Origin of the sequence: Chromobacterium sp., assembly GCF_041912965.1 — a bacterium.
Classification (GTDB): Bacteria; Pseudomonadota; Gammaproteobacteria; order Burkholderiales; family Chromobacteriaceae; genus Chromobacterium; species Chromobacterium aquaticum.
In genome coordinates this window covers 66423-83540 of the sequence record NZ_JAYSGF010000012.1, presented here as the reverse complement: position 1 = coordinate 83540, position 17118 = coordinate 66423, and the positions used below count along the sequence as shown (strand labels likewise).

Below are 17118 nucleotides of genomic sequence, written 5' to 3'. Positions count from 1 at the left end.
CAAGGCTTTGTCGTGAGCTCACCCGCCCGGCCGCAACGCCAATCCGGCTTCACCCTGATCGAGATGATGGTGGTGGCCGCCATCGTCGGCATCCTGCTCTTGGTGGCGGTGCCCTCCTACCAACGCCATGTGCAGGCGGCCAAGGCCAATACCGCCAAAAGCGACCTGATGGCGCTGAGCCTGGCGCTGGAAAACCACAAACTGCTGCATCTGAGCTATCCCGCGGCCAGCGCCGACAACGCCAGCGCCATCCGCTCCGCGCTGGGCAATGCCAGCTGGCAGCCGGCGCAAGCGGAATTCAGCTACCGCTACCAGCCGCAGGGCGCGTCCTTCCTGCTCACCGCCAGCGGCGTCAGCGCCCAGCTGTCCGGTTGCGTGCTGCAGCTCAATGGCGCCGACCACAGCGCCAATACCAGCAGTAGCGCATGTCAAACCCAATGGTGAGTCCGCCGCGCCGCCAAAGCGGGCTGACGCTGATGGAACTGTGCGCGGCCCTGGCCCTGATCGCCCTGCTGGCCCTGCTCAGCGTGCCGCTGGCCCAGGGCTGGAGCGACGCGCACAAGCTGGCGCTGGGCCGCAGCCAACTGGCCCGCGCCTATGCCCAGACCCAGGCCGCGGCGCTGAGCAATCCGCAAGCGGCCCCGCCGGAACAAGCCGCCGCGGTGCTGATGGCCAGCGCGGAAGGCCAGCTGTGCGTGTTCGCCGGCACACCGGCCAGCGGCACTCAGGGCGCGCACTGCCAGGGCGCCGCCATCTGGCGCGGCGTCACGCCGCGGCCGGTGACGCTGGCCAAGCACTGCCAGGCCGCGCCCGCCGCGCAATGCCTGGCGCTGGACAACCGGGGCCAGCCGCTGCCGATCCAGGCGGCCGGTGTCGATTGCGGCACGCGGCTCGCGTATTGCATTCGCGGCACCCAACAGGAGCTCAGCGGTGACTTATAAGGCTCAAACCGGCGTCAGCCTGCTGGAAAGCCTGATCGCCATGCTGCTGCTGATGCTGACCGGCCTCGGCATCGTCTTCGTCAACGCGCGCAGCCTGGGCAGCCAACAACAGCTGCAACAACATGCGCTGGCCTTGAGCAAGGCGCGGGAGCAGTTGCAGCAAGGCACGCTGCCCTGCGACAGCGCCGGCGACTGGCAACTGGCCAGCGGCGTCGCCGCCACTGCCCGTCTGAACTGCAACACCGTGCCAGCGGTGACGCTGCGCGGGCAGCCGCAGAACGGCGGCGCCGAGATCGCCGCCAACGCCAGGCTGCGCGGCCAGACCCTGAGCGTGCACGATGCGGCCTCCGCCCCTCTCTCCCTGAGCAATCATGAATAAGCGCGCCGCCGGTTTCACTCTGCTGGAGCTGCTGATCGGCATGCTGCTGGCCTTGATCACCACGCTGGCGATGCTGACGCTGTATCGCCAGACCGCGCGCAGTCTGTTCCATCCGGAGCAAGGCAGCGCCAGCCTGGCGCAGCAGGACGGCCAACTGATGGCGGCCTTGCTCAGCGTGCAGCAGCAGGCGCAGGAAGCCGGCTTCGGCGCCGCCGGCGGTCGTGGACAAAACCTGCAGCTGCTGTCGCTCAGCGATTTGCGCGTGGACGCCGACGGCACGGTCACCGCGCTCAGCATCGCGCCAGCCGCCTCCGGCACCGCCAATGCGGCGGCATGGCGCTACCGTCCCAGCCTGGACGCCAATGCTTACGCCTGCCGCGGCGTGGCCAGCCTGGGCGCGGCCGGCCAGGCCAGCACGCTCTACCTGCTGCAGGCCGACGCCTGCGCCAATCTGGACGACACGCTGGCGCAAGCGTCGCAGTGGCGCGCGCGCGCCTTGAGCGGTCCGCTGCCGGCGCGGCGCCGGCTCAGCCTGGAACTGCGGCTGACCCAGTCCTGCTGGCCCTACGCCGCCGCCACGGCCAGCCAGACCTATCCCCTGCTGCTGCTCAATTACCGCGACACGCAACGGGACGAAATCCGCAGCTTCGCCAGTTGCCTGACCAATCTGGCGGACCCGACATGAAGCCTACCTCCCTCCCGCGCCGCCAGCGCGGCGTCGCCGCGGTGCTGATGGTGCTGCTCACCGGCATGGCCCTGACCGCGCTGGCGCTGGGCGGCATGCACCATCTGCGCGGCCAGCAGGAACTGACCCGCTCGCTGCGCGGCAATAGCGAGGCGCAGTGGCGCGCCTGGACCGGCGTGGAGCTGGTGCGGCAATACTTGTCGGCGCTGACGCCACAGCAGATCGACGCGCTGGAGCACGACGGCGCCGAGCTCAACCTGGACCGCGCCAGCTTGCCGGTGGCAAGCCGCGCGCTGGCCGACGCGCTCCGGATCAAACTGCTGCCGGCCCCGCGCGCCGCCGGCGCCGTGGTCAAAGACGATAAGGTTTCCGCGTGGATCACCGCGCGCAGCGACGACGCCAGTGTCACGCTGGAAGTGGTCTATCAACTGGGCGGCGCGCCCGTACCCCCCAGCGCCAACGCGGCGGCGCAGATCCGCGGCGGCCTGTCCACCAGCGGCAATATCCGCGTCACCGGCGCCAAGGACGCGTTATTGCAAGTGGAAGGCGCGGTGGACACCAGCGGCAGCCTGATCGGCGTCAGCGCGATCCAGGCCACCGGCGACATCCTGTTCCAGGGCAACCCGGCGCGCGAAGACGGTCAGGCCCCGCTCAGCCTGTGGAGCAATGGCGACATCCGCGTCAACAGCGGTCAGTTCCTGACGTTGAAAGCGCGCGGCAACATCACCATGGGCAGCGGCAGCGATGTGGAAACCGCCGCCGCCAATGGCGCGGTCAGCAGCAGCGGTGAGCGGGTGGGCCGGTTGGCCGCCATCGGCGATGTAACCCTGGCCGCCAACGTCGCCATTTCCGCGCAATTACTGAGCCAGGGCGATGTGCGCACCAGCAGCAGCAACCGCCTGAACGCGCTGCGCGCCCAGGGCCAGCTCGACAGCCGCGGCAACGCCAATATCGACGACGGTATCATCGGCGGCGCCTTCAGCCACAACGGCGCGCAGATTTTCGACGCCACCGGCCAGCCGCGCCAACCGCCGCCGGACACGGTGCGGGTGCGCCACCAGGCCGGGCTGAAAGTGCCGCTGGAGCCGGTGCCGGAATTCCGCCTCGGCGCCACCCGCATCAACGCCAACGATTACCGAGACGCGGCCAATCTCATCATTTACTGGGACCCGGCCGACCGCTCCGCCGACGCGCTGCAGCGCATCCGGATCAGGCTGCAGCATATGGCCGGCGTGCCGGACGGCGCGGTCTACCGGCTGGGCCGGCAGCGCGCCGATGACTGGCAGCGCAACGATCTGTGTCCGGCGCTGCAGCCGGATGGCAAGCGCTGCGCGCCGGTCTCCGGCCAGCCGGTCTTGCGCCTGTGCGAAAGCGACGCGGAAAGCTGTCTGGGTGGCAGCAATGCGCAACAGTGGCTGCTGAAACTCAAGCCGCCGCAGGGCATGCTGCCCGGCGTGGTGCTGTTCGAAGGCAATCTGTCCCTGTACGGCAGGCTGGACAACGCCATCCTCGCCACCGGCCATATCGAAACCAGCAGCAATGTCGAACTGTGGAGCCTGCGCCAGGCCGGCGCGGCGCGTGTGTGCCGCAGTCCGGACTTTCCGGACGCCTACCCGCTGAACCACTGCAGCGTGGACCGCAATGCGTTGCGCGAATCGCCGCTGCTGGGGATCGCGCTGCTGGCCGGCGGCTACGACGCGGCCCAGGCCTTCAGCGGCGGCAAGATCAAGCTGGGCGCCAGCAATCGCATCCATGGCGCGGTGCTGGCCGGCGACACCCTGGACACCGCCGGCAGCACCCATATCTTCGGACCGGTCAGCGCCGCGCTGCAAAGCCGGCCGCCCGGCAGTCCACCACCCTCTCGGCCGCTGAACAGCCTGGGCGCGGAAACCGTGATCGACATCAGCGGTCAGAACGGTTTGCCGGGCGAAGGCGGCGGCACGCCGAACCCGCAAGCGGGCGCGGCGCGGGTATTATGGGCACGCTACCGTTAAGCGCCGTCCAACCAATTAACTTGGGATACCCATGTACCCTTATCTGATCGTCAAACACGCCCATATGGGTTTCGCCTATCTGTCGATTCTGCTGTTCGCCGCGCGCGGCGGCCTGATGCTGAGCGGCAAACAGCACATCCTGGCGCTGAAGCCGCTGCGCATCCTGCCGCACGTGATCGACACCCTGCTGCTGGGCTGTGCCATCGCGCTGGTGGTGATGGGCGGCTGGCCGGTTCTGCAAAGTCCCTGGCTGCTGGCCAAGCTCGCCGGCCTGGTGCTGTACATCGTGCTCGGCACCATCGCGCTGCGCCGCGGCAAAACCAAGCAGACCCGCTTGATCGCCTTCATCTGCGCGCTGGCGACGGTGCTCTACATCCTGCTGGTGGCCAAGACCAAGATGGTGGTGCCGTTCTTCTAGCAAGCCGGCTACGATCAAGCGCGTGTCGCGAGGCGCAACGCCCCAGCTCGCAAACAAACGCCGAGCCCTCCGCCCGCGCTTGACCCAGAACAAGGCCCCGCGACGCGGGGCTTGTTATTGTCGGCGAGTTTTGAACCGGACCGACCAAGATGGCTCTGCATACATCCCTGCCCGAGCTGGTCTGCCCCGCAGGCAGCCTGCCGGCGCTGAAGGCCGCGGTGGATAACGGTGCCGACACCGTTTATCTGGGCCTGAAAAACCAGACCAACGCCCGCAATTTCGCCGGGCTGAACTTCGACGACGCCAGCGCGCGCGAAGGCATCGCCTATGCGCATCGCCACAACCGCAAAGTGCTGCTGGCGATCAACACCTTCGCCCAGGGCGGCGACTCCAGCCGCTGGCGCGCGGCGGTGGACCAGGGCGCGGCGCTGGGCGCCGACGCGCTGATCCTGGCCGATCTGGGCCTGATGGCCTACGCCGCCGAACGCCATCCGCAGCTGCGCCTGCACATGTCGGTGCAAAGCTCGGCCACCAATTACGAAGCCATCAATCTGGCGCGCGACATGTTCGGCATCCGCCGCGCGGTGTTGCCGCGGGTGCTGACGCTGGACCAGGTTCGCCATGTGATCGAGCACACCGATGTCGAGATCGAAGTATTCGGCTTCGGCAGCCTGTGCGTGATGGTGGAAGGCCGCTGCCAGCTGTCCAGCTACGCCACCGGCGAATCGCCGAATACCCACGGCGTATGCTCGCCTGCCAAATTCGTGCGCTGGGAGCCCGGCGAGCGGCGCATGAACGCCCGCCTCAACGACATCCTGATCGATAGCTACCGCGACGACGAGCCCGCCGGCTATCCGACGCTGTGCAAGGGCCGTTTCGAAGTGCGCGACGAAACCTATTACGCGCTGGAAGAACCCACCAGCCTCAATGTGCTGGACATGCTGCCGCAGATCATCGCCAGCGGCGTGGCCGCGATCAAGGTGGAAGGCCGCCAGCGCAGCCCGGCCTATGTGGCCCAGGTGACGCGCGCGCTGCGCGAAGCGCTGGACGCCGCCGGCCGCGACGGCGCGCGCTTCCAGTCGCGCCCGGCCTGGCACCAGGCGCTGGACAAGGTGTCGGAAGGGCAACAGCAAACGCTGGGCGCCTACAACCGGCCATGGAAATGAACGCCGCCCGCGCAGAAAGCCGCCTATGACTACCATCAATCTGCAACTGACGCTGGGGCCGGTGCTGTTCTTCTGGCCGCGCGACACCCTGCTGGACTTCTACGCCGCCGCCGCCGACTGGCCGCTGGACCGCATCTACCTGGGCGAAGTGGTGTGCTCGCGCCGCCAGCAGATGCGGCCGCAGGACTGGATCTCGCTGGCGCGCGATCTGAGCGCCGCCGGCAAACAAGTCACCCTCAGCTGCCAGGCGCTGCTGGAAAGCGAATCCGACCTTCGCCGCGCGCGCCAATTGGCCGCCAACGGCGACATCGCGCTGGAGGCCAACGACCTGGGCGCGATCAAGCTGGCGCGCGAACACGGCCTGCCCTTCGTCGCCGGCCCGCATCTGAACATCTACAACGCCGACACCCTGAAGCTGATCCGCGGCTGGGGCGCCGAACGCTGGGTGCCGCCGGTGGAAATGGACCGCGCCACGCTGGCCGAGCTGCTCGCCCGCTACGCCGAAATCGGCGCGCCCATCGCCACCGAAGTCTTCGCCTGGGGCAAGCTGCCGCTGGCGCTGTCGGCGCGCTGCTTCACCGCCCGCCATTACAATCTGAGCAAGGACGATTGCCAATTCCGCTGCCTGGACCACCCGGACGGCCTGGCCATGCGCACCCAGGACCAGCAGGACTTCCTCACCCTCAACGGCATTCAAACCCTGTCCGCCGGCTGTCATAGCCTGCTGCCGCACCTGGCCGAACTCGCCGCCGCCGGCGCCGACGCGGTGCGCATCAGCCCGCAGTCCCGCGCCACCGGCGACATCGTCGCGCTGTTCCGCCAGGCGCTGGACGGCGCCGATCCGGCCGCCCAGCACGCGGCCAGCAGCCCGTTCGCCGACGGGGCGCTGGTGGACGGCTACTGGCGTGGCCAGGCCGGCAATCAAGCCATAGGAGCATCGCATGCGCATTCCTGATCTCGCCCTGCCCTCCGCCGCGGCCACGCTGCTGTCCCGGCTGCCGGCCACGCCGCCAGCCTGGCTGCTGGCGGCCAGCCTCAACCAATTGGCGCGCCGCGGCGTGCTGCCAGCGGAAATGGAACTGCTGGCCGGCCGCCGCTTCGCCATCCGCGTGCTGGACGCCGGCCTGACGCTGCGCTTCCGCGCCGACGCTCAAGGCTTCCGCGCCGACTCCGCCGATGGCGACGCCGATCTGCGCTTGTCGGCGACGCTGGCAGACTTCGCCCGCATGATGCTGCGCGAGGAAGACCCGGACACATTGTTCTTCCACCGCAAACTGCAGATCGAGGGCGATACCGAGCTCGGACTCATCGTCAAAAACCTGCTGGACAGCGTGGACTGGAGCGCCACGCCGCTGGCGCGCTTCATGGCCGCCTGAGCGCCGAGCGCGCGCGCGGCTTGTGGCCGGGCCAAGTTTGGGCTAATCCGAAAAGAATAAACACAAAGCAAAGCCGCCTCCCGGCGGCTTGCCATCATCGGAAACGGCCCAAGCCCCATGAAGCCACGCCTGTTCAGCCCACGGCTGATCCTACTAGACCTGGTCATCCTGCTGCTGGCCAATCTGCTGATTTTCTGGCTGGCCGACCGCTTTCAGCTGACTTCCGCGCCGGCTGACCATAGTCACCTCATGGGCCTGGCGCTGGTGCTGTGCGTCAATCTGGTGCTGTCGCTGGCGCTATTCGCTTATCGCCGCGCGCGCGAATCCCACGCCATGCTGCAGGAACTGAACACCATCGCCGGCCAGGACGCGGTCACCGGCCTGGCCAACCGCCGCCAGGCCAACACCATCCTCGACCGCGAAACCGAGCGCTCCTACCGCACCCGGCGGCCGTTCTCGGTGCTGCTGCTGGACATCGACCATTTCAAGGACGTCAACGACAACTACGGCCACTTGGCCGGCGACCAGGTGCTGGCCGCTTTCGGACAACTGCTGCAGAAACGCGCGCGCCAGCTGGACACCGTGGTGCGCTGGGGCGGCGACGAATTCCTGGTGATCTGTCCGGAAACGGATCAAACCGGCGCGCTGGCGCTGGCGGACGATATCCGTCAGCGGCTGGCGCAAACCGAGCTGCCGGCGGTGAAGCATCTGAGCACCAGCATAGGCGTGGCCACCCAGACTCTGGACGATATGCCGGAAACCCTGCTGCACCGCGCCGACATGTATCTGTACGCGGCCAAGAACGCCGGCCGCAACCGCGTGGTGGGCGAGGCCGGCAGCGCCAGCCGCGAGCGCCGCCTCGCTCCGGAGGAATGACTCACCACCCCAGGCGGTCCCTCAAGCCATACCACCAGGCGCCCAGCGTCAGCATCGGCACCCTCAGCGCCCGCCCTCCAGGGAAGGGGTAATGCGGCAGGCCGGCGAAATGGTCGAAGCGCGCGCTGTCGCCGTCTATCGCCTCCGCCAGCAAGCGCCCGGCCAGATGGGTATAGGTGACGCCATGGCCGCTGCAGCCTTGCGAATAATAGATATTGTCGCCTATGCGCCCGGCCTGCGGCAGCCGCGACAGCGTCAGCGAGAAATTGCCGGTCCAGCCGAACTCGATCTTGTAATCGGCCAGCTGCGGGAAAGTCTTCAACATCTTGGGACGGATCAAGCGCTCCACCTCGCCCGGATCGCGCGCGCCATAGACGGTGCCGCCGCCGTACAACAGCCGGTTGTCGGCGGTCAGCCGGTAGTAGTCCAGCAGGAAGTTGCAATCCTCCACGCAGTGATCGCCCGGCAGCAGGCTCTTGGCCAACGCCTCCGGCAGGCGCTCGGTGGTGATCACCTGGGTGCCGCAGGGCAAGCTCTTTTCCGCCAGCGCCGGCACCAGTTCTCCCAGATAGGCATTGCCGGCCACCACCAGGAAACGGCTGCTGATCTCGCCGCAGGCGGTCTCTACCCGCACCCGGCCGCCGGGATGAATCTTCAGCGCCGCCGATTGCTCGAAAATCCGCCCGCCCAGCGATTCCAGCGCCGCCGCCTCGCCCAGCGCCAGGTTCAAGGGATGGAGATGGCCGCCCCAGTTGTCGAGCAAGGCGCCGGCATATTGCTGCGAGGCCACGATGCCGCGCATGCCCTCGCGGTCGATCAACTGCAGGCCGGTATGGCCATGGCTCTCCCACAGCCGCTTCTTGGCCGCCAGCTCGTCCAGCTGCTTCTGAGTGAAGGCGGCGAACACATTGCCGGTTTTCAGATCGCACTGGATGCCGTAGCGCTCGATGCGCTCGCGAATGATGCGACCGCCCTCGAAAGCCATCGCGCCCAGCGCCGTGGCCGCCGCCTTGCCGTGGCGGCGTTCGATCACGTCCATGTCGCGGCTGTAGCTGTTGACGATCTGGCCGCCGTTGCGTCCGGACGCGCCCCAGCCCACCCGCGCCGCCTCCAGCACCGCCACCTGATAGCCGCGCTCGGCCAAGTGCAGCGCGGTGGAGAGGCCGGTATAACCGGCGCCTATCACGCAGACATCCACTTGCTGCACGCCCTGCAGCGGCGGGCGCATCGGCGCGGGATGGGCGGATGCGGCGTAATAAGAGCTCGTGTGTTCCAGTCGGGCCGGCGCGTTCATGGCAGTCTCCTTGGCGAGCCGGACGCGGCGGGGCTTGTTGGGCGCGCGGCGGCTTCGTTCATGATTTGTATAAAAATACAATACACTCGCTCATTATAATTAACAACAGCTAGCCGAAAGGAGGATGCCGCCAGCGCTCGCCCAGCTATCCGCGTTGGAAAACGGCAACAAAAAAGCCAGCGCGAGCGCTGGCTTTTTTGTTGCCGAATCCGAAGTTCAGACGGCGTTCTTCTGCGCCGCCTTGCGTTTGGCGCTGAGATCCAGCCCCGGCAGGTCCGCCATGATGTCCGGATGGTCCGCCAGCTTCTCCACCACGAAATCCACGAACACCCGGGTACGCGGCGCGATATGGTCGCGATGCGGGAAACAGATGTAAATGGAACGCTCCAGCGACACCATATCGGTCAGCACCGGCTCGAGTTCACCGGAACGGATCAGGTGCACCACCTCGTGGCCCGGCAGTTGGGCCACGCCCATGCCCAGGCGCGCCAGTTCGGCCACCGCCTCCATCTCGTTCAAGGTATAAGTGCCGTTGACCTCCAGCGGAATGCGTTCGCCCTTGCGGTCGAACTCCCATTTGAACAAGCGTCCGGACGTGGGGAACTGGAAGTTGATGCAATCGTGGTTGCTCAATTCTTCCGGCGCGCTGGGACGGCCATGCAAGTCCCAGTACCCCGGCGAAGCCACCACGTAGAGCGGCATCTGCGCCAGATTGCGCGCCACCATGCGGCTGTCCGGCATCATGCCGGAACGCACGCCCACATCGTAGCCGTCCTCGATCAGGTCGCTGAAATGATCGTCCAGGCCGAAGAACACGCGCACCTTGGGATAACGTTCGCAAAACTCGCCCATGATGGGCAGGATGAAACGCCGCCCAAAGGAATTGGGCATGCTGACCCGTAGATGGCCTGCTGGTTCGTCGCGGCTGGCCTTGAGCTGGTTGATCGCCGAATCCAGATTGTTCACCGGACCGCGGCACTGGGCGTAAAAACGGCGTCCGTCCTCGGTCAGCGTCAATTGGCGCGTGGTGCGGTTGAACAGGCGGACCTCCAACTCCTGCTCCAAGCGGGCGATACTCTGGCTGATGGCGGCCGGCGACACGCCGAGCTTGCGCGCGGCGTCGGAGAAACTGCCGTTTTCCGCCGTGGTCATGAAGACCATCAATGCTTTTAAGGTGTCCATATCAGGGATGTTCCAGGCTCGGCATTGCTCACCCTTTTTATGCCAGTCAGCCTGGGGGGATTTGACAATGCTGATAACATTATTAAGTAGTATCTCTTTAAAAAGGGTACACCAAACCCTTAGGCGATTAAAGGAGAACTTGCAAATTGTTCTGAATGCATCTTCGCGACAAACTCACGCCTGAAACAGGCCTACCACGCAGCTTCCCCGCTGCACCGCCCGCGTAGCGCGTTTTGTCATATTATTTTTACTACATAGTTGAAAATACATTGCACTATTTTCTATGCAATCCAAGTATGCACCCGATTCAGTCCGAATGCCATGAGTTTGTTGCAACAGACTCAATGAAACCGCATCAAGTTGGCAACAATATGCCGATGACGCGTCACAGAGCTTTCCTGCGCGCTTGAACGCCAGCCCCCAGATCGCCTCCCGCCGCCAGCCACGCCTCCCGGCCAAGCACCAGCATCTCCAGCCGAAAAAACACAATATCTATGCAAGACAAAATACCCAACCACTATTACTAGTTGCCCGACGCTTGATCCGCATCAAGTTATCGCCATCTGCGCGACACAAGCGATAAAACACTATTTATAGTGGAGCCCATTCGGAACCATCACTATATATAGCAATGAATACTGCTTCCGCGCCTACTGCTCCGGTCGATGCCATCGCCGCGATCGATGAATATCTGGACCGCGCCGATTGGCGAGTCAATGCCAACGCCAATCAGGGCTATAGCCTGGGCGGCCTGATCCTGAACATCGCTGGCAAGCTCACCGCCAATTACTGGCTGGAGCGGGTGCTGGCGCCGGAAGTCGCGCTCGCCCACCGCCAGGGCGATCTGCACATCCACGACCTGGACATGCTGTCCGGTTACTGCGCCGGCTGGTCGTTGCGCACCCTGTTGCAAAACGGCTTCAACGGCATTCCCGGCAAGGTGGAATCCGCCGCGCCGCGCCACCTGTCCTCGGCCTGCGGCCAGATCGTCAACTTCCTCGGCACCCTGCAAAACGAATGGGCCGGCGCGCAGGCCTTCAGCTCCTTCGACACCTATCTGGCCCCCTTCGTCAAAAAAGACGGTCTGAGCTATGAGGCGGTGCGCCAGTGCGTCCAGGAACTGATCTACAACCTCAATGTGCCCAGCCGCTGGGGCACCCAGACGCCGTTCACCAATCTGACCTTCGACTGGACCTGCCCGGACGATGTCGCCGAGCAGATCCCGGTGATAGGCGGCGAGGAAATGCCGTTCCGCTACGGCGATTGCGCGCGCGAAATGGCGATGATCAACCGCGCCTACATCGAAGTGATGCTGGCCGGCGACGCCAAGGGCCGCGCCTTCACCTTCCCGATTCCCACTTACAACATCACCCGCGATTTCGACTGGCACGGCGAGAACACCGATCTCTTGTTCGAAATGACCGCCAAATACGGCCTGCCCTATTTCCAGAACTTCGTGAATTCGGACCTGGAGCCGCAAATGGTGCGCAGTATGTGCTGCCGGCTGCAGCTGGACTTGCGCGAATTGCTCAAGCGCGGCAACGGCTTGTTCGGCAGCGCCGAGCAGACCGGCTCGGTCGGCGTCATCACCCTCAATTGCGCGCGCCTGGGCCATCGCTTCGCCGGTGACTACCCAGCGCTGATCGCCGAAACCGACCGCCTGCTGGAACTGTCGCGCGACGCGCTGGAGAAAAAACGCGCCGAAGTGCAGGCGCGCATCGACGATGGCCTCTATCCCTATACCCGCAATTTCCTCGGCTCGCTGCGCAATCACTTCAGCACCATAGGCGTCAACGGCATCAATGAAATGATCCGCAACTTCAGCGCCGACCGCATCGACATCGCCAGCGACGAAGGCCACCAACTGGCCTGCGACTACCTGGACCACATCCGCCAGCGCATGGTCGAATTCCAGGAAAGCACCGGCCACCTGTACAACCTGGAAGCCACCCCGGCGGAGGGCACCACCTACCGCTTCGCCAAGGAAGACCGCAAGCGCTATCCCGGCATTCTGCAGGCTGGCAGCGACGCCCATCCGTATTACACCAACTCCAGCCAATTGCCGGTGGGCTTCACCGACGATCCGTTCGAAGCGCTGCAACGCCAGGAGAAGCTGCAGCGCAAATACACCGGCGGCACCGTGCTGCATCTCTATATGACCGAGGCGATCAGCAGCGCCCAGGCCTGCCGCGAGCTGGTGCGGCGCGCGCTGTCCAATTTCCGCCTGCCCTATATCACGGTGACGCCGACCTTCTCGATCTGCCCCAAGCACGGCTATCTATCCGGCCATCACGAATTCTGCCCGCGCTGCGACGCCGAACAACTGGCTCGCCAGCAAGCCTGACCTCAAGAAAGGAAACCGCATGACGCCTCCCCTCCGCATCCCCGGCCAAGACGCCGCCCCGCTCCGCGACGAACAACGCACCCGCTGCGAAGTGTGGACCCGGGTCATGGGCTATCACCGCCCGGTGCAATCCTTCAATATCGGCAAGCGCGGCGAGTTCGATGAGCGGGTCTGCTTCAGTGAAACCGCCGGCAACTGACGCCGCCTCGGCCCGCATCGGCGGGCTGACGCCGTTCTCCAGCTGCGACTGGCCCGGCAAGCTGTGCGCGGTGGTATTCCTGTCCGGCTGCCCATGGCGCTGCGGCTATTGCCACAACCCGCACCTGCTGCGGCGCGGCAACGGCGAAACGCGCTGGCCGGACATTCTGCGCTGGCTGCAAAGCCGGGTCGGCCTGCTCGATGGCGTGGTGTTCTCCGGCGGCGAGCCGCTGCAGGAGCCGGCGCTGCCGGCGCTGCTGGAGCAAACGCGGGCACTGGGCTTCGCCACCGGCCTGCACACCGGCGGCGCCTATCCGCAACGCTTGCAACAGGCGCTGCCGCTGCTGGACTGGGTTGGGCTGGACATCAAGACCGGCTTCGACGCCTACCCGGCGCTGACCGGCCTGCCGCGCAGCGGCGAGCAAGCGCGGCAATCGCTGCAGCTGCTGTTGCAAAACAACAGTCAATTCGAGTGCCGCAGCACCATACATCCGCGCTGGCACGACGAGGCGCAGCTCGCCGAACTGGCGCGCCGACTGGCGGCGCAGGGCGTGCGCGACTACCACTGGCAACAACTGCGTCCGCCGCCGTCCTCGGCGCTGACCGCCACGCCTCCCGGCTGGCCGGCGCCGGCCCTGTTAGAAGAAATCGCGCCGTTGTTCCAGCATTTCAGCTACCGGGAACACTGACAGAAGGTTCAGTACCCCAGCCCTCATCACGCGCCGCCCGCGCGGCGCCCCGCTCCTCCCTCCCGATTCGACTGGGCCGAATAGCATCAAATAAGCCATTGATCAATATAATTATTTCCACTTACGGATTTTTGGACAGGCAATTTGTTATAATGTCGGCGACGAATGCAACAGCCGCTGTTCTTAGCACCAGAACAAGGAGTTAGCGCTTCCCATGCCTTTTGCATGTGGGCTACTATCCAGCAGCGTAAAACCACAAGATCAAGAAAGATTTGCTCATGGTCATCTCAAATTCCGCGATAGCACGGCCGCTGCCCAGCGGTTTGTCTGCGAGTCAGCAATGGACATTGCTGGAATGGATTCACCTTGCCGGACAAATCGAAACCGAAGCCGAGCTCAGGGCTTTCCTTGACCTCATCATCAGCCATGCGCCTTCCGAGCACATCGTCCTGGCCTTGGGACGTGTCAATCAGCAACAGCAGATCCAGCGCCTGGAACGCGTGCTGAACGTCAGCTATCCGGTCGAATGGACCGAGCAGTACATGAAGGAAAACTACTCGCAATGCGATCCGATTCTGCGCATCCACCTGGGGCAGGGTCCGGTGGCGTGGAATGAGCGCTTCAGCCGCGCCAAGGGCAAGGACGAGAAGAAATTCATCGCGGAAGCTTCGTCGGTGGGCCTGGGCGACGGCCTGAGCTTCAGCGCGGTGTCGCAACGCAACAATCTGGGCTGCATCTTCTCGCTCAGCGGCAGCGAAACCGCCCATGACAGCAATCTGGTGGCCATGCTGGATTGTCTGACGCCCCATCTGCACCAAGCCGCGGTGCGCGTGGCCAATCTGCCGCCGGCCACTCCCAGCTCCATGCCGCTGTCGCAGCGCGAATACGACATTTTCCACTGGATGAGCCGCGGCAAGACCAATTGGGAAATCGCCACCATTCTGGACATCAGCGAGCGCACGGTGAAATTCCACGTCGCCAATGTCATCCGCAAGCTGAACGCCAATAACCGCACTCACGCCATCGTGCTTGGCATGCATTTGCTGCCGCCACCCGGCCTGGTCGTCACCGGCCCTTAGCCCCCGTTCCAACTTTGGATTTACAGGCTAAAGCCTGTTCAAAGGCTGCCATGCGCCATGGAATGTTGCTTGCTGAGCACAGGAACGCGCATTGCCACCGGCCTTGCCTCGCCCTTGATTCGCTGGGCTTTGAACAGGCTGTCGCCTTGTTTTTCAATCAGAACGGCATCGAGGCCGCGGCATGCCGCGTTTCAAACTCGTACCAGGCGCGGGAGCGCTCCGGCGGCGCCTTGATGCCCTTGCGCAAGCCCAGAATGAACTCCGGCTCCGCCTGCGGCCAATCGACATAGCCCGCCATCGACAGCACTCCGCCATCCAGATGCATGGGCACGCCCACCGGCACCACCGGGAAGCCCATGCGCACGATATGCCGGTAGAACACCGGCTCCACCACGAAGTACATCCGCTTGACCCCGCGCAGCAGCGACCACTCCAACAGGCTCAAATACAACAGCCGTCCGGCCTCCCGCATCCGTTGCGGCGAAGCGCGCTTGTCGACGGCGAAGCGGGTGATTTCTGCCGCGCTCTCGCCCTTGCTGATGCTCTCGCCGGGAGCCAGCAAACGAGAAAACTCTCTCTCTATCATGAAAGGCCGCGTGCCATGAGTCAGCCGCACCGAGCCCAACACGCCCTGGGTATCCCTTACCGCCAAGTTGTCGGAAAAACCGTCATACTCGTCGCGGTCCAGGCCATCCACGCTAGGCGCCACCCAGTTCAGTTGCTCACGGAAAACAAGATGGCGAAATTTCAATAAATCGATCTCCCAGTTGGTTCCATTCACTCGATCGACCAACATATCGCCTAGTCCGATGGGGAAAAAATGCGCCATTACTCTCTCCTAGTCCGTTTTTCTTGCGGTGGGAGCACTGTAAGTGCTGGTTTCCACAGCGAAATCTGACAAAATGGACAGGAAATGGAGTTCTATGCCGTGCTAGTGCCTTGGCAAAAAAACCTTTTGGCCGCGCACACAAAAAAGCCACTGCAACCCTTTTTCAATCAAAAATACATGCAATTGTCATTTATTGATTTCTGAAATTTCTTACTGTGAGAATATCCTTACTGAAATCAAAAGCTTGCACTACCTCATATCATTCTCATGGCAAAACAAGTCCTTGAGTGGATGATCTTTTTTCGTGAATAGAAAGAATCCAGTCCTTATTTATTGCTCTAGAGCAAAGACTCTTAAGCCGCCGGCGCTTAGCATCGTGCTGTTTTTTCACCCATCGCGACAACGTTGCTAAATGACCACAAATATCTCCCGCTATTCCCCGCTCCAGATAGGCGGCCGCGCGCTGCTCCCCATCGTGCAAGGCGGCATGGGCATAGGCGTCTCCGCCAAGAGCCTGGCCGGCCATGTCGCCCGCGCTGGCGCGCTGGGCACGGTGGCCAGCGTTGATCTGCGCCATCTGCACGCCGACCTGGTCGAGCAATCGCAATACGCCGCCGGCCAAGCGGAACTGGACCGGCTCAATCTGATCGCGCTGGATCGAGAGATCCGCGGCGCGCTGGTCAATGCCCAGGGCCAGGGCATGGTGGCGGTCAATGTGATGAAGGCGGTGGCCTCCTACCCGGACTATGTGCGCCAGGCTTGCGCATCCGGCGCCGATGCGGTGGTGATGGGTGCTGGCCTGCCGCTGGATTTGCCCGAACTGACCGCCGACTTCCCCCGGGTGGCGCTGATCCCCATCCTGTCCGAGGCACGCGGCATCGGCATCGTGCTCAAGCGCTGGATGAAAAAAGGCCGGCTGCCGGACGCCATCGTCATCGAGCATCCCAAGCACGCCGGCGGCCACCTGGGCGCGGCCAGCATAGGCGAGCTCGACGCCGAGCGCTTCAGCTTCCAGAAGGTGCTGGACGAAACCCGCCAGCTGTTCAAGAGCCTGCAGCTGGAGAGCGAGTGCATCCCGCTGATCGTCGCCGGCGGCATCAACAGTTTCGAGAAGATGAAGACCTGCATCCAGGACTTCGGCGCGTCGGCGGTACAGATCGGCACCGCCTTCGCCGTCACCCGCGAGGGCGACGCCCACGATAATTTCAAGCGCACGCTGGCCGAGGCCAAGCCGCAGGACATCGCCGAATTCATGAGCGTGGCCGGCCTGCCGGCGCGCGGCGTGCTGACCCCCTTCCTGAAGAGCTATCTGAAACGCGAAGCCAAGCTGCAGGCCAACGCCAAGGCCGACCCGGCGCGCTGCACCCAGAGCCTGAACTGTCTGAGCGCTTGCGGCCTACGCGACGGCGTGGCCAAGATGGGCCAGTTCTGCATCGACCTCAAGCTGGCCGCCGCCTTCCGCGGCGAAGTGAGCAAGGGCCTGTTCTTCCGCGGCGCCGATCCGCTGCCCTTCGGCGACGCGATGCGCAGCGTCAGCGAAACCATCCGCTATTTCCTGACCGGCGAAAAACCGGCCGATCTCGCGGCAAGCTGAGCCCGCGCTGAACACGCCAACATGAAAAAGCCCCGCATAGCGGGGCTTTTTCGTTCCAACCCGGGCAGCCGGGC

The 17118-nt window shown here is 64.5% G+C and carries 18 protein-coding genes; 15 read left to right on the top strand and 3 right to left on the bottom strand.

All coding sequences use genetic code 11. The features are described 5' to 3' along the window. Positions 1–12 precede the first annotated feature (12 nt). The 10 genes from ACE3QM_RS08805 to ACE3QM_RS08760 all read left to right on the top strand — a co-directional run bounded on the left by ACE3QM_RS08805 (position 13) and on the right by ACE3QM_RS08760 (position 7835). Entirely contained in the window at positions 13–444 is a 432-nt protein-coding gene (locus ACE3QM_RS08805; protein ID WP_374421429.1) for a type IV pilin protein, read from the top strand. Then, on the top strand, positions 426–941 hold the full coding sequence (locus ACE3QM_RS08800) for a hypothetical protein (RefSeq protein WP_156183745.1): 516 nt from the start codon (positions 426–428) through the stop codon (positions 939–941). Before ACE3QM_RS08805 ends, ACE3QM_RS08800 begins: the two co-directional genes overlap by 19 nt. Beyond that, entirely contained in the window at positions 931–1320 is a 390-nt protein-coding gene (locus tag ACE3QM_RS08795; RefSeq protein WP_374421428.1) for a hypothetical protein, read from the top strand. The genes ACE3QM_RS08800 and ACE3QM_RS08795 overlap by 11 nt, the downstream gene beginning before the upstream one ends. Beyond that, positions 1313–2005: a prepilin-type N-terminal cleavage/methylation domain-containing protein gene (locus ACE3QM_RS08790; protein WP_374421427.1), complete on the top strand. Its 693-nt coding sequence runs from the start codon at positions 1313–1315 to the stop codon at positions 2003–2005. Before ACE3QM_RS08795 ends, ACE3QM_RS08790 begins: the two co-directional genes overlap by 8 nt. Continuing rightward, positions 2002–3999, top strand: a complete 1998-nt coding sequence (locus ACE3QM_RS08785; protein ID WP_374421426.1) for a hypothetical protein — start codon at positions 2002–2004, stop codon at positions 3997–3999. Before ACE3QM_RS08790 ends, ACE3QM_RS08785 begins: the two co-directional genes overlap by 4 nt. Before the next feature lie 31 nt (positions 4000–4030). Next, positions 4031–4417 (top strand): SirB2 family protein, encoded by a 387-nt coding sequence (locus ACE3QM_RS08780; RefSeq protein ID WP_048408644.1) that lies wholly within the window; start codon positions 4031–4033, stop codon positions 4415–4417. 149 nt (positions 4418–4566) lie between these two features. Continuing rightward, entirely contained in the window at positions 4567–5583 is a 1017-nt protein-coding gene (locus ACE3QM_RS08775; RefSeq protein WP_048408643.1) for a peptidase U32 family protein, read from the top strand. A gap of 25 nt (positions 5584–5608) precedes the next feature. After that, positions 5609–6538: a U32 family peptidase gene (locus ACE3QM_RS08770; RefSeq protein WP_374421425.1), complete on the top strand. Its 930-nt coding sequence runs from the start codon at positions 5609–5611 to the stop codon at positions 6536–6538. Then, positions 6525–6959 (top strand): SCP2 domain-containing protein, encoded by a 435-nt coding sequence (locus ACE3QM_RS08765; RefSeq protein WP_374421424.1) that lies wholly within the window; start codon positions 6525–6527, stop codon positions 6957–6959. Before ACE3QM_RS08770 ends, ACE3QM_RS08765 begins: the two co-directional genes overlap by 14 nt. A gap of 117 nt (positions 6960–7076) precedes the next feature. Continuing rightward, a complete protein-coding gene (locus ACE3QM_RS08760) occupies positions 7077–7835 on the top strand; it encodes a GGDEF domain-containing protein (protein WP_053074235.1) in 759 nt (252 codons plus the stop codon). Position 7836: 1 nt separating this feature from the next. Here ACE3QM_RS08760 and ACE3QM_RS08755 read toward each other — a convergent pair whose 3' ends face one another. Next, entirely contained in the window at positions 7837–9129 is a 1293-nt protein-coding gene (locus ACE3QM_RS08755) for an FAD-binding oxidoreductase (protein WP_231461728.1), read from the bottom strand. A gap of 216 nt (positions 9130–9345) precedes the next feature. Beyond that, entirely contained in the window at positions 9346–10311 is a 966-nt protein-coding gene (locus ACE3QM_RS08750) for a LysR family transcriptional regulator (RefSeq protein ID WP_048408640.1), read from the bottom strand. 631 nt (positions 10312–10942) lie between these two features. Here ACE3QM_RS08750 and ACE3QM_RS08745 point away from each other — a divergent pair. The 4 genes from ACE3QM_RS08745 to ACE3QM_RS08730 all read left to right on the top strand — a co-directional run bounded on the left by ACE3QM_RS08745 (position 10943) and on the right by ACE3QM_RS08730 (position 14621). Then, positions 10943–12655, top strand: coding sequence for a ribonucleoside triphosphate reductase (locus ACE3QM_RS08745; protein WP_374421423.1), 1713 nt, complete (start codon positions 10943–10945; stop codon positions 12653–12655). Between the two features lie 19 nt (positions 12656–12674). Next, on the top strand, positions 12675–12854 hold the full coding sequence (gene nrdD, locus ACE3QM_RS08740) for an anaerobic ribonucleoside-triphosphate reductase (protein WP_048408638.1): 180 nt from the start codon (positions 12675–12677) through the stop codon (positions 12852–12854). Beyond that, positions 12835–13542, top strand: a complete 708-nt coding sequence (locus tag ACE3QM_RS08735) for an anaerobic ribonucleoside-triphosphate reductase activating protein (protein WP_374421422.1) — start codon at positions 12835–12837, stop codon at positions 13540–13542. The genes nrdD and ACE3QM_RS08735 overlap by 20 nt, the downstream gene beginning before the upstream one ends. Before the next feature lie 278 nt (positions 13543–13820). Continuing rightward, on the top strand, positions 13821–14621 hold the full coding sequence (locus ACE3QM_RS08730) for a LuxR family transcriptional regulator (RefSeq protein ID WP_082150892.1): 801 nt from the start codon (positions 13821–13823) through the stop codon (positions 14619–14621). A 157-nt stretch (positions 14622–14778) separates the two neighbouring features. Here ACE3QM_RS08730 and ACE3QM_RS08725 read toward each other — a convergent pair whose 3' ends face one another. Continuing rightward, positions 14779–15450 carry an acyl-homoserine-lactone synthase gene (locus ACE3QM_RS08725; RefSeq protein ID WP_048408635.1) on the bottom strand — a complete coding sequence of 224 codons (672 nt, stop codon included), beginning with the start codon at positions 15448–15450 and terminating at the stop codon, positions 14779–14781. Positions 15451–15862: 412 nt separating this feature from the next. Between ACE3QM_RS08725 and ACE3QM_RS08720 the strand changes: the two genes are divergently transcribed. Beyond that, positions 15863–17044: an NAD(P)H-dependent flavin oxidoreductase gene (locus ACE3QM_RS08720; protein WP_374421421.1), complete on the top strand. Its 1182-nt coding sequence runs from the start codon at positions 15863–15865 to the stop codon at positions 17042–17044. Positions 17045–17118: the final 74 nt, after the last annotated feature.

What these genes read in the sequence shown, in the direction of transcription:
- ACE3QM_RS08800 (WP_156183745.1), top strand. Translation starts at nt 426, where the DNA reads ATGTCAAACCCAATGGTGAGTCCGCCGCGCCGCCAAAGCGGGCTGACG.
- ACE3QM_RS08790 (WP_374421427.1), top strand. Translation starts at nt 1,313, where the DNA reads ATGAATAAGCGCGCCGCCGGTTTCACTCTGCTGGAGCTGCTGATCGGC.
- ACE3QM_RS08785 (WP_374421426.1), top strand. Translation starts at nt 2,002, where the DNA reads ATGAAGCCTACCTCCCTCCCGCGCCGCCAGCGCGGCGTCGCCGCGGTG.
- ACE3QM_RS08780 (WP_048408644.1), top strand. Translation starts at nt 4,031, where the DNA reads ATGTACCCTTATCTGATCGTCAAACACGCCCATATGGGTTTCGCCTAT.
- ACE3QM_RS08775 (WP_048408643.1), top strand. Translation starts at nt 4,567, where the DNA reads ATGGCTCTGCATACATCCCTGCCCGAGCTGGTCTGCCCCGCAGGCAGC.
- ACE3QM_RS08770 (WP_374421425.1), top strand. Translation starts at nt 5,609, where the DNA reads ATGACTACCATCAATCTGCAACTGACGCTGGGGCCGGTGCTGTTCTTC.
- ACE3QM_RS08765 (WP_374421424.1), top strand. Translation starts at nt 6,525, where the DNA reads ATGCGCATTCCTGATCTCGCCCTGCCCTCCGCCGCGGCCACGCTGCTG.
- ACE3QM_RS08760 (WP_053074235.1), top strand. Translation starts at nt 7,077, where the DNA reads ATGAAGCCACGCCTGTTCAGCCCACGGCTGATCCTACTAGACCTGGTC.
- ACE3QM_RS08755 (WP_231461728.1), bottom strand. Translation starts at nt 9,129, where the DNA reads ATGAACGCGCCGGCCCGACTGGAACACACGAGCTCTTATTACGCCGCA.
- ACE3QM_RS08750 (WP_048408640.1), bottom strand. Translation starts at nt 10,311, where the DNA reads ATGGACACCTTAAAAGCATTGATGGTCTTCATGACCACGGCGGAAAAC.
- ACE3QM_RS08745 (WP_374421423.1), top strand. Translation starts at nt 10,943, where the DNA reads ATGAATACTGCTTCCGCGCCTACTGCTCCGGTCGATGCCATCGCCGCG.
- nrdD (WP_048408638.1), top strand. Translation starts at nt 12,675, where the DNA reads ATGACGCCTCCCCTCCGCATCCCCGGCCAAGACGCCGCCCCGCTCCGC.
- ACE3QM_RS08730 (WP_082150892.1), top strand. Translation starts at nt 13,821, where the DNA reads ATGGTCATCTCAAATTCCGCGATAGCACGGCCGCTGCCCAGCGGTTTG.
- ACE3QM_RS08725 (WP_048408635.1), bottom strand. Translation starts at nt 15,450, where the DNA reads ATGGCGCATTTTTTCCCCATCGGACTAGGCGATATGTTGGTCGATCGA.
- ACE3QM_RS08720 (WP_374421421.1), top strand. Translation starts at nt 15,863, where the DNA reads ATGACCACAAATATCTCCCGCTATTCCCCGCTCCAGATAGGCGGCCGC.